The sequence below is a fragment of the Treponema sp. Marseille-Q4523 genome (genome assembly GCF_016901105.1).
Classification (GTDB): Bacteria; Spirochaetota; Spirochaetia; order Treponematales; family Treponemataceae; genus Treponema_D.
Genome location: NZ_JAFEVM010000052.1, coordinates 1 through 11,197 on the forward strand (window position 1 = coordinate 1; position 11,197 = coordinate 11,197).

The 11,197-nt window shown below is 42.0% G+C and carries 10 protein-coding genes and 2 pseudogenes; 3 read left to right on the forward strand and 9 right to left on the reverse strand.

Features of this window, described 5'->3' with window-relative positions:
• The 5 genes and pseudogenes from JSQ97_RS11950 to JSQ97_RS11970 all read right to left on the reverse strand — a co-directional run.
• A pseudogene (locus tag JSQ97_RS11950) lies at positions 1–517 on the reverse strand (ABC transporter ATP-binding protein); the annotation flags it as partial.
• A gap of 328 nt (positions 518–845) precedes the next feature.
• On the reverse strand, positions 846–2,564 hold the full coding sequence (locus JSQ97_RS11955; RefSeq protein ID WP_205076256.1) for an ABC transporter ATP-binding protein: 1,719 nt from the start codon (positions 2,562–2,564) through the stop codon (positions 846–848).
• A 1-nt stretch (position 2,565) separates the two neighbouring features.
• Positions 2,566–4,302, reverse strand: a complete 1,737-nt coding sequence (locus JSQ97_RS11960) for an ABC transporter ATP-binding protein (protein ID WP_205076257.1) — start codon at positions 4,300–4,302, stop codon at positions 2,566–2,568.
• A 113-nt stretch (positions 4,303–4,415) separates the two neighbouring features.
• Positions 4,416–5,079, reverse strand: a pseudogene (locus JSQ97_RS11965) (TetR/AcrR family transcriptional regulator).
• Positions 5,080–5,390: 311 nt separating this feature from the next.
• Positions 5,391–5,819 carry a VOC family protein gene (locus JSQ97_RS11970; RefSeq protein WP_205076259.1) on the reverse strand — a complete coding sequence of 143 codons (429 nt, stop codon included), beginning with the start codon at positions 5,817–5,819 and terminating at the stop codon, positions 5,391–5,393.
• A 179-nt stretch (positions 5,820–5,998) separates the two neighbouring features.
• On the opposite strand from JSQ97_RS11970, the gene JSQ97_RS11975 reads away from it, so the two are divergent.
• From JSQ97_RS11975 to JSQ97_RS11985, 3 genes are all read left to right on the forward strand, one after another.
• A complete protein-coding gene (locus JSQ97_RS11975) occupies positions 5,999–6,592 on the forward strand; it encodes a TetR/AcrR family transcriptional regulator (RefSeq protein ID WP_205076260.1) in 594 nt (197 codons plus the stop codon).
• 52 nt (positions 6,593–6,644) lie between these two features.
• Positions 6,645–7,991: an MATE family efflux transporter gene (locus tag JSQ97_RS11980; protein ID WP_205076261.1), complete on the forward strand. Its 1,347-nt coding sequence runs from the start codon at positions 6,645–6,647 to the stop codon at positions 7,989–7,991.
• A gap of 67 nt (positions 7,992–8,058) precedes the next feature.
• Positions 8,059–8,256: a type II toxin-antitoxin system VapB family antitoxin gene (locus tag JSQ97_RS11985; RefSeq protein ID WP_187385168.1), complete on the forward strand. Its 198-nt coding sequence runs from the start codon at positions 8,059–8,061 to the stop codon at positions 8,254–8,256.
• Positions 8,257–8,509: 253 nt separating this feature from the next.
• Here JSQ97_RS11985 and JSQ97_RS11990 read toward each other — a convergent pair whose 3' ends face one another.
• The 4 genes from JSQ97_RS11990 to JSQ97_RS12005 all read right to left on the reverse strand — a co-directional run.
• Positions 8,510–9,007: a GNAT family N-acetyltransferase gene (locus tag JSQ97_RS11990; RefSeq protein ID WP_205076262.1), complete on the reverse strand. Its 498-nt coding sequence runs from the start codon at positions 9,005–9,007 to the stop codon at positions 8,510–8,512.
• A 43-nt stretch (positions 9,008–9,050) separates the two neighbouring features.
• The gene (locus tag JSQ97_RS11995) at positions 9,051–9,335 is read right to left on the reverse strand and encodes a VOC family protein (protein ID WP_205076264.1); all 285 of its coding nucleotides are present in this window, start codon (positions 9,333–9,335) and stop codon (positions 9,051–9,053) included.
• A gap of 211 nt (positions 9,336–9,546) precedes the next feature.
• On the reverse strand, positions 9,547–9,987 hold the full coding sequence (locus tag JSQ97_RS12000) for a KilA-N domain-containing protein (protein WP_239447134.1): 441 nt from the start codon (positions 9,985–9,987) through the stop codon (positions 9,547–9,549).
• An 11-nt stretch (positions 9,988–9,998) separates the two neighbouring features.
• On the reverse strand, positions 9,999–11,197 hold a 1,199-nt coding region (locus JSQ97_RS12005), incomplete at its 5' end, for an ABC transporter ATP-binding protein (RefSeq protein WP_205076263.1).

An 11,197-nucleotide genomic window follows, 5' to 3' on the forward strand; every position in this document is an offset into this window, starting at 1 on the left:
GCGCGGTATCCGGCAGGCTATGAGCGATCAGCGTTTCAAGCTGATTGACGTTTTTTTCAAACACCTTGCGCACTTTACCGCTCACATGCGTGATATGCCAGCCGATGGGAAGTTCCGCAAGCGTTTCCGTCATCCGAATCGAAAGGTTTTCCTGAATGGTAAACGCGGTCGCATGCGAAAGCATAAGCGCCGCATAATAGAGCACAAAGCCTGTTGCAGCCGAACCGACGGCCCACAGTCCGTAACGCGTAAGGGCGGCGGCGTTTACCGCCTCTTTTGCCGCAACTGAAGAAATCACATCGCGCATTACAAAGAACACCATAATGTACGGCACAAAACCGACGAGGGCGCTCAAGCCGGAAAGCATAAGCGACAGCGACAAAAGAGATCTGCTCTTTCCCGCATAGCTTAAAAGCCGCTTGATAGTCTGCTGCTTTGCGGGATTGCGTTCAGCCGTTTGCTGTACCGGCTGTTCTTTTGCCGGATTTTCCGCTGGCCGGTTTTGTTTATTATTCATAGAGAAATCCCCCTACTTATCAATTACGCATTACCAATTATTATGCCGACCGCTGCTCGCTTTCCCGCTGCAGCCGATGCACACCGGTCCGATGCCCATCACCGGAAGATGCTCTTGCGGAGCAGGCGGTAAAATTTTAACCTTCCTTAAAAAACGGCATTCGAAGAAATTTCAATTTCCGAGAATGACGTTTTCGTGCGCGTGCCCCGAAACGAGCGCATAAGCGCGAAATTTCGAGCGGCGCATACGTTAATTAGCGACGTTTGCACAGCAAACTCGCCGTTTAATGAGACCGCGCTATTTCAGCGGTCGAAATTAAACGTTCCGTTTAATAAACATACGTCTCCGTCAAACCCGACTTTTCAATCATGTCGCGATACAGCGGTGAGGCTTTTAGGAGTTCAGCGTGCGTACCTTCGGCATCAACTTTACCCTTATTCATTACGATGATTTTGTCGGCGTTTTCGATCGACTTTAAGCGGTGCGAAATAATAATCACGGTTTTACCCTTTATGAGCGTGTTGAGGCTTTCCTGAATTTTCATTTCGTTTTCCACATCGAGCGAAGCGCTTATTTCGTCGAGGATGATAATCGGCGCGTTTTTTAAAAGAGCACGCGCAATGGAAAGACGCTGACGTTCTCCGCCGGAAAGACGGCTGCCGTTTTCGCCGATAACCGTATTGTAACCGTCCGGCAAAGCTTCGATAAACTCGGTACAGTTTGCAAGGCGGGCGGCTTTTTTTACGTCGTCGTCGCTTGCGTTTTTATTTCCGACCCGGATATTCTCCATAATCGACGTATTAAAAAGTCCGACATCCTGAAACACAATCGAAATTTTATCGAAGAGGCTGTCGGTGTCGATCTTTGCAATGTCTTTGCCGTCAATGAGGATCTGTCCCTTATCATAATCGTAGAGACGGGATGCAAGCCGCAGTACGGTTGTTTTTCCGCAGCCTGAAGGACCGACAAGGGCGGTTACTTGATTTTGTTCGGCCGTAAACGAAATACCGTCGATAACCTTTTGCCCGTCGTTATACGAAAATTCAACGTTTTCAAATTGAATGCCGTAATGCTGCAACGAAGCAGGCTCGCCTTCCTGCGTTTTCGTTTCGCGCAGTTCGTTAATGCGCTTAACGCGCGAATCGATATACATCATTTCGGCAAGGTTTGCTTCAACACCTGCAACCGCATCCACAACACGGGAAGCGGCAATAATATAGCCGATAAGATACAAAAGCGGCGCCGTTCCTGCCAGATACATTTTTAGTCCGAAAAATACGGTAACGCCGATGGAAAACTTTAAAAACAGCAGTGCAATATTGAGGGGAATCGCTTGATGCGCTTCCACAACCAAATGCAGTTTTTCCGCTTCATCGACATTGCGATTCAATTTTGCTGCAACCGTATCCGTGAGCCCGTAGCTTTTAATTTCCTGTTGCAGTTCTATCGCTTCTTGAAAAAATTCCGAACGCTCACGCTGTTTGTGAAAATCTCGCGTTGTTTCCCGTATTTGAATTTTTTTCGACAAGATTAACAGAATAAAACTGATGATAATCGGGACAAACACGCACAAGCCCAATCCCGGATGAGCGGCAATCATCATCGCGCCGATTACAATCAAATACAACACAAGACCGATTGTTTGCGGGATTGCGTGGCTGAGGGCATGTTCGATTGCGGCAACGTCGGTCATAACCGTTTGCGACAAATCGGAAACATCGTGTTTGGAAAAATACGCAAGCGGCAGGGCTTTGAGCCGGTCTGCAATATTGACGCGCAGTTCCGTGCATTCTTTGAACGTCGCCGTGTATAGCGTATTGTAATTGATATGCACGAGCACATACATCACAAGCGCAAGAGCCGCGATAACACCGATATAAAATCCCGCCGGATGCAGCGTTCCGTCAAAATATCCCTGCAGGAAAAACATTGTCAAAAACATCGGTAAAATAAACGAAATATCCGCAAGCATTGACCATACCGACGCCGTAACTATTCCTTTTGCACCCGATTCGGTAACCCCGAACCATTTTTGTAATTTAGTCATATTACACCCTCCAGTCATTTGCCTTAGAATACAGCTTTTGCAGCCGGCTGTACTTTCCGCCTTTTTGCATAAGTTCGGCATCGCTGCCGCGTTCGACGATACTTCCGTCTTCGACAACCAAAATTTCATCGACATTTTTAATCGAGCTGAGGCGGTGCGCGATCATAATAACCGTTTTGTTTTTCATCAAATTGGAAAATGCCTGCTGAATTTCGTATTCGTTTTCGGGGTCGGCGGCAGCGGACGCTTCGTCCAAAATGATGATGTCCGCGTTCTTCAAAATAGCGCGGGCGATCGCAACGCGCTGAATTTCTCCGCCGGATAAGTGCACGCCTTTTGAACCGATAACCGTTTTTTCACGTTCGGGGAATTTTGCCAAAATATCTTCGCAGCGGGCGAGCCGGAGCGCGTTCATCACTTCTTCATCGCTTGCATTTTTATTACCCATTTTGACGTTTTCAAAAATACTCGTTTTAAAAAGCTTCGACGTTTGGAACACAAAGGCGATGCTGCGCATGAGCGCATTTTTTGAATATGAAGAAATATCCTTTCCGCCGATTAAAACGTTGCCTGAATTTATTTTGTAAAAACCGGAAATAAGTTTTGCAATGGTTGATTTCCCGCCGCCGGACGAACCGACCAGTGCGTAGGTTTTGTTCGGCTCCAACGTAAAGCTCACGTCTTTTAAAATCTTTTCGTCGGTATAGCCGAACGAAACGTTTTTAAATTCGATTCCGAAGTTGTCAAACTTTTCTTCCGTGCCGTGTTCAAGGTTATCCTTTTCCATGTCTGCAAAAAGATTTTCGAGCTTATCCACAACGCTTTTTGCCTGAAAGTTGTACATTCCGACATACATCACGCGCATAAACGCCGAAAAAAGAATGCCGGCAATGCACACAAAAAAGACGATTTTTGCAATGATGAGATTTCCGTCAGCGCCCTTATTCATAAAATAAATGGCGGCGGGAACGGTAAAGACGGCGAACAGGTTAAACAGCACTTGAAACATCACATACGGAGAACGGCAGCTGAGCGTGTACTTGTACGCCAAATCCGAATAACCGGTAATCGCTTCGTAAAACGCTTTGAAAGATTCGACGGTGCTTTTAAAGATTTTTACAATCTGCATACCGCGCACATATTCGACAGCTTCCGCATTCATCCGTTCCAATGCCGCTTGATACTTCTGCATAAAGTTTTTATTGCCCATCATAAACATCATCTGCGCACCGCCGATAAGCGCAACACCGAGGAGCAAAAAACCGAGCTTTACATCGACCGCAAACACGATGATAAACATAAAAATCGGCGTAAACAGCGCGGAAATATTATCGGGAATTAAATGCGCAACCAGCATATGCGTTTCCTGCGCATTGTCGTCGATCAGTTTTCGGATCTTTCCCGACGGGTTCATGTCAAAAAAGGCAAAGGATGCATTCATCAAATGTTTGATCGCGGTTTTGCGCAAATTCGATTCGAGCCGAAAGCCGAGCACGTGCGATGCCCATAACGCGCCGAAGTATACGATCGAATAGCCCGCCAACAGCGAAACGATCACCGTTGCGTACATCGAGCCGTCCGTAACGTTTTTGGTAACCAAAAGCGCGTACAAAAACTTCCATAAAAACCAAAATGCCCCCATCTGAGAAGCGACTCCCAGCACGGCGCATAACGCCGAAATATACACGCAATGTATTTTTTCCGGCGTATATTTAAACAATCTTTTATATGTGTCCATTCAGACCTCCTATACTTATTAATTAGTAATTGATAATTTGTAATGTTTAATTTAATGTGTAATTGTTAATTTGTAATGAGTAATTGCGCACGCTTTAAATTATCCATTACCCATTAACCCTTTACTTGCTCCATCCAATATTGTTTCCAGCCGGCACAATGGTATACGTTAAAATCGAGCACATATTCCACCGCTTCCGATTTTTTTAAATTATGATAAAAAATCTCTTTTAAATTTTCACAGTGAGACGTTACCATAACGTGAATAAAAAATCGTATGCGGCGCGACATTTTAACGCCGTCTTGTTTCAGCCATCGAAGTGTTTCACGCTCGATTAAATCGATTGCTTTATCAAAAATGCGCTCATAGGAGCTTCCCTTCGAACAGCAGACAATCAGTTTCATCGCATCCCAATTATCGTAAAAAAAATCCACCATTTTTAAGAACCGGCGTTGCGATAGTTCGATAATTGCTGAAAGCTCGCTTGTTTTCATACCGAAATTTTCAGCGTCGAATACATTGCGATGCGCTACTATGTCTAAAAATTCGTCGAACACACCGCTTACAAGAGCTTCGAATATGCCGTCCTTGTTATCAAAAAGGTTATACAACGCCCCCGTCGTAACCCCTGCCTTTTCGGCGATAGTGCGCACATTGGTATCTGCAAAGCCGTTGGCAAAAAACTCCTGTTTTGCAGCACGTAAAATCTTTGCCCGTGTGTTCAGTTCACCTTTATCGGCTAATATTTTTTCCATAATAGTTATCCATATTTGTCATAACATTTCTACTAATCGATAACAATGTTACTAAAAAGAGATGGAAATGTCAAGTATGGATAATTATCATAATGCAAAATCCGGATATGAAAAGGAAACATCGAGCAGTGTTATTATTCCGATAACTGTTCCAAAATAAAATTTAAATATGTTTTACTCGATGCCATAATTATCCATTAAACCTGTTCGGAAACTTCCGTTTCTGAACAGGTTACCTTGAACTGCGATGTTCTAAATCGTGCTATTTGTGCGATTTAGAACTCGTCGACCTATTCGAAAACGCAGTTATCGAATAGGTCTATTCTATTCGCTTTAAAATTTCAATAGGCCATCTTCGTCAAATTGAAAATTGGGTCCCCAAGATACTTCCCAGTAGTATCCATCTAAATCGGAAAAATATGCATGATATCCGCCCCAAAATACTTTTTGCGGCTCTTTAACAATAGTTCCTCCGGCTTTTCTTACCAACTCAATAACGCTATCTACATCTTCTTTGTTTTTCACATTGTATGTCAATGTAATTCCTGAAAAGCCGGTTCCTGTCGGCGGATTATTTTCATCAATATCTTTTGCCAATGAATCCAAAGGGAAAAGTTCAAATTTTGTTCCCGGTGTATTAAAAAAGCATACCGGTGGATTATCTTCTTTACAGTCTGTCTTATATCCTAACCCGTCTCTGTAAAATTTTAATGCCTTTTCCATATTTCGCACGCCTAAACAAATACATGTTATTTTATTCATTTTTCACTCCATATATTTTAGATTGCTGATTTCCTTAATCTACTGTTTTTAACCATTATTTGTCTATACTGTTCATTTCGCACTGTTTACAAAGTGTTTTTTTACTTGACACCACTTAATAATAACACTATATTAAAAACCGACAGCATTGTCGGTTTTTTGCAAGGAGGAACCTTATTTTGAAAGAAGAAAAACAAAAAGTTGGACAGATGAGAAAAAGAGAAATTCGAGAAGCCGCAAAAAAATGCTTTTTAAACAAAGGCTTTCAGAATACAACAATGGAAGATGTCATTACAGAAATAGGTATGAGTAGAGGCGGCGTGTATCATCATTATGCAAGTACAACTGAAATGCTTAAAGACTTAATGCTTGATGGAAATGAATACAGAAATAGCTTGATAACTGAATATTTAGCGCATAATCGGAGCAAAGATAAATATCAGCAAATGGGTGATATTTTAACAAGTAAGGCATTAGCAAAAACCGATTTAATGAAGCTGTACGCACTTCTTTTGCAAGCAAAAAACTATAATCGGGATTTGGAAGATTTATATCAAGAACTAAAATTGCATACAACTAAAGAACTTGATCTCATTGCAAAGAAACTGGGAATTAGGGCACATATTTTTAAGGATGGTTTTTTAGTTCATTACATTAACGGTTTAATAGTGAGTTCGGAAGTGCTTAATGCACGGAATTCTTTTGACGCTCATAAGAAGTATATAAAAGAAACAATGATTCAATACATTATTGATCTTGAAAAAAATAACTAAACCAATAGGGATATTTGAAAATGAGAAATAATATTTTAAGAGGTGAGTTGCAATGAAACAAGATATGAAAACACAGCTATTAACTAAAAATCCTAAAGAATTGTTATTCAAGTTGGCTATCCCGGGAATAATCGGAATGCTGGTTATCGGTCTGTACCCGTTTATGGATGGGATATTTGCAGGGCGGCTTATTGGGGACTATGCGATGTCGGCAATTAGTGTATCCATGTCCTTGACAATTATAAATGGCGGAATATCGGCTTTGATAGGCGTAGGCAGTGCATCGATATTATCACGAGCTATCGGTAAGGGTGATAAAGAAACAATAGATAAAATATTCGGCAATTTTTGTTATTGGGTTATTTTATTTTCTGCAATTATCACAATAGCAGGTTTGATATTCGCACCTCATTTTTTAGACATGGTTGGCGCTAAAGGAAATATCAAAGAGCTTGGTGTTAGATATTTGCGGGTTGTGTTCTTTGGATCTCTATTTGTTAATTTCGCTCAAGCGGGTAATATGACAATGCGCGGCGAAGGGGCATTAAAACAATCAATGATGATTATGGGAACGGGAGCCATACTCAACATTATGTTAGACCCTATTCTTATGAAGCTCATGGGAGAGTATGCTATTGAAGGAGCTGCTATCGCAACCGTATTATCTCAAATCGTACAAGCTTTATTAACATTTCACTATTTTTCAAAGAAGAGTTCATTTGTGAAAATCCATAAAGTCAAAAAGTACAAAGCAATTTACCGTGAAATGTTTAGTATCGGTAGTTCGGCAATGATGATGCAAATTTTATTTGCGGTGCAGCAAACATTTTTATTTAAGCAAGCCTTTGTATATGGCGGAGATAACTGGGGGATTTTGATGTCTGCAACAATGAGATTATATATGTTTTCATTTATTCCGTTGTGGGGGATGAGTCAAGGATTGCAGCCTGTTATAGGAGCAAATTTCGGAGCAAAGCAATACGGGCGAGTAAAAGATACGATGAAGATTTTTATGTATGGAGCAACTATTCTTGCGGCTGCTTCGTGGATACCGTCAATGTTTTGTTCCGATACATTGCTGTCTTTATTCAAAGTAAGAAAAGAGATTATTGAAGCCGGTGTTAAAAACTTTAAGATGTTTTATTCCACATTTATCTTGTATGGAATTATGATTATGACACTGACTTTTTTTCAATCCATTGGAGACGATAAAAAAGCGGGGATCATTGTACTGTTGCGACAATTGGTATTATTTGTTCCGGCGATACTTCTGTTGCCGAAATTATTCGGAGTGTCGGCTGTTTGGTGGGCGGAACCTATTGTGGATTTTACAATGATTATAGCCGGATTGTTTTTAATGCTTAACGTAATGAGAAAAATGGGAAAGGATGCCCAATAACTTCATACTATTGCATTATCTTATTTTACACAATAATATATGTAGAATAAATGCAGAGGTAAAAGCTATGGCAACAAATCTTGCAATAAATGAAGAATTACTCAATACCGCGTATAAAATCGGCGGATACGGCACAAAAAAAGAAACAGTAAATACGGCGCTCGAAGAGTTTATTGAACGGCGAAAATCTGAAGAACTCATACAGCTGTTCGGAACAATTGAATATCACCCTTCTTACAATTATAAGAAGATGCGGTTACGATGAAATTTGTATTAGTTGATACTTCCGTATGGTCACTTGCGCTTAGGAAAAAGCGTCCGGATAGTAATGATAAAAAATTAATAGAGTATCTTTCATTTCTCATCCGTAACCGATATGCAGTGTAGCTCATAATAACGATTTCTTGATATTTGCATTAGATAAAGATTTTGAACAGTATCTGAAATATATCGATATTGAATTATTTACCTATTAAAACAATCAGTGAGTATCTTGTATGTTCATACCGACCTCAAAGTTAAATCTTCAATTCCATTTCAATACATTCCCATACGCCATCCGGCATCATATAGGTTATAACTTTTCCTGTTGCTTGAAAACCGACGGCTTCATAACAAAGCCGTGCACGCTCATTATTCGTAAACACTCCCAATGTTATTTTTGAAGCATGCAAAACGTTTTTTGCATATTCTATTGCAAGCTCTACCATTTTCTTTCCGTTTCCCTTTCCTCTGCTTTCAGGTGAAAGTATAATAAACCCGAAGCGCACAAGCGTTTTATCGTCTTTATTTGGGTATCGGATAAACAAATGACCGAGTACAGTGCATTCGTCAATGGCACAAAGAGGAATGACAGACTGTACGCCGTTCATCGAAGTATAGTATTCATTCAATTCATTGCCGTCCAATGGGAAGCGCCCTATTTTGTCGGCAGACCATTGATAAAGCTGCTTTGCATCCTTAATCCAACCGCAAATGATTTTGGAATCTTGCGCTTCATATTTTCTTAATACCATGTAAACTCCGATAACATTTTTTATAAACAATATAACGGCTTTTTCAAGTCCGCTTGTTTTCAAAAAACTCCAGCCAATGCCCGTCGGGGTCTTCAAAGGTCAGCAGTTTGCCGTAAGGTTCTTCTTTGACGACTCCAATCAATTTGACGCCGAGAGAAATCAAATACCGGCGCATTTTTTCAATGTCATTTACCTCGAACATAATCCGTGTTTTTGCGGGTTGCACTTTACCTTTTTCCGCAGGTCGTTGCAATAGGGCGAAGGTTGTTTCTCCTAAATCAAATTCCGCCCACGCATTACCGTCAATAAATTTGAGTTCAAAACCGATGCCTTCCTTCGACTTCTATTTTAATTTTTTAATTGCGCGATTTTCGACCAATGTTTTCATTTGGACAATAGCCGTTTTGTTGAGCTGAATGAGCCTTTCCCTTTGCGAAAGCCCTTGTTTTATGAGCAGGGCATTTATGCTTTCCAAATTGCTGAGTACGACCAACTGTTCAAGTCCGGTATAGTCTCGTATGTTGCCGCTTTTGCTGCTGTTACGCTCCCGCCACTCTTTTAAGGTAAATCTTGAACTGCGGACTAATCCACATCCCAAACTCAAATGCAATATCGGGATGTGCATAGGTGCCGCCATATTTGCCCGCCGCAGCTTTCAGACCGATTGCATTCGTTTTTTCGACCCATTCTTTTACACTCAATCTATAGTTGTTTAAACCCGCTTGACTTTTAATTACGTCGAATTCGCCATAATTAAAATCTGGATTATAGACGCTTTCCCAGATACCGAGATATTCGACGGTGTTTCTATTACGCAGCCAATCGGATATAAAAAAGTCGCTGTCTTTTGCTTTCAGCATATCGGTCAGAGAAATATATTCGTGCCCCTTATCGCCGATAATCGTAATTTCATTTCCCTGTACGTTTATTTTCCTGCTCTTTGCCGTTTCATTCTTCCCCGCTCCATTGCCCGTTACCAACTATCCGTTATCTACACCTTCCATTCGATGCCTTTTTGGAAGTTGTCCCACATACTCGCGTACAAACCTTTGCGCTTGAGCAACTCGGCATGCGTTCCCGTTTCGGCAAGCCTGCCCTCATCGATGACACAGATCGTATCGGCGTTGACGACCGACGAAAGGCGGTGAGCGATCATAATGACGGTTTTGTCTTTGAGCAGCACGTCGAATGTTTTTTTGATTTTGTATTCATTTTCGGCGTCGGCAAAGGCGGTCGCTTCATCAAGCACGATAATCGGTGCGTCTTGCAACAGGGCGCGGGCAATGGCAAGCCGCTGCGCTTCTCCGCCGGATACGTATGTGCCCTTGGTGCCGTAGACGGTATCTATACCGGCAGGCAGTTTTTCGATGATGTCCATGCACTCGGCTTTGCGGAGCGCTTCCGTCACTTCTTCGCGGCTTGCGTCTTTTTTGCCGTAGCGGATATTTTCGAAAATGCTTTCTTTAAAAAGCTTATTTTCCTGAAACACGAAGCCGACGGTGTGCAAAAGGTCGCTTGTTTTAATATCGCGGATATCGACACCGCCGATACTGATTGTACCCGAATCAACTTCCCAAAAACGGCCGAGCAAATTGACGAGTGTCGTTTTGCCGCCGCCTGAGGGACCGACGAGCGCGGTCAGCGAATGTTCGGGGATGTGCAAACTGATGCCGTTCACTGCGGGGCGGGCGGCGGTTTGCGGCATTTTATCGCTGCCGGGGTTTGAGTTCCCCGTGTCCGTTTCCGCAGATCCCGCCGTTTCCGTTTTATACGAAAACACCACGTCCTTGAAATTAATATCATACTTTTCGGGTAGCACGGACTTTTCCGGTTCTTCGGTCAGCGGCGCCTGCAAAATATCTTCAATACGGTTGAGTGCATCGTTCGACCGCTGATGAAAGGTATTTGCGTACATGATTTTTATCAGCATGGTGTAAGTAACCGGCGCAAAGGCAAGGTAAAACACAAAGCTGTAAAAAAAACGAGCATCGAGCGTTGCCGTTCCGGCTATCAAAAGAGCGGCCGGCAGCAGAAATAAAAAGCCCGCTTTAATAAGCGCGAGGAAAATCGAATACCCGTTTTCCCACGATATCGAATATTTGTGCACGAACTCTTTGTAGTTCATAATCGATGTATAAAAATTTTTAAAATAATACACGGACTGATTAAAGGTTTTAATAACCGAAATAC

Excerpts from the sequence above, each read along its gene's own strand:
- JSQ97_RS11955 (WP_205076256.1), bottom strand. The coding sequence starts at position 2,564 with ATGACTAAATTACAAAAATGGTTCGGGGTTACCGAATCGGGTGCAAAA.
- JSQ97_RS11960 (WP_205076257.1), bottom strand. The coding sequence starts at position 4,302 with ATGGACACATATAAAAGATTGTTTAAATATACGCCGGAAAAAATACAT.
- JSQ97_RS11970 (WP_205076259.1), bottom strand. The coding sequence starts at position 5,819 with ATGAATAAAATAACATGTATTTGTTTAGGCGTGCGAAATATGGAAAAG.
- JSQ97_RS11980 (WP_205076261.1), top strand. The coding sequence starts at position 6,645 with ATGAAACAAGATATGAAAACACAGCTATTAACTAAAAATCCTAAAGAA.
- JSQ97_RS11985 (WP_187385168.1), top strand. The coding sequence starts at position 8,059 with ATGGCAACAAATCTTGCAATAAATGAAGAATTACTCAATACCGCGTAT.
- JSQ97_RS11990 (WP_205076262.1), bottom strand. The coding sequence starts at position 9,007 with ATGGTATTAAGAAAATATGAAGCGCAAGATTCCAAAATCATTTGCGGT.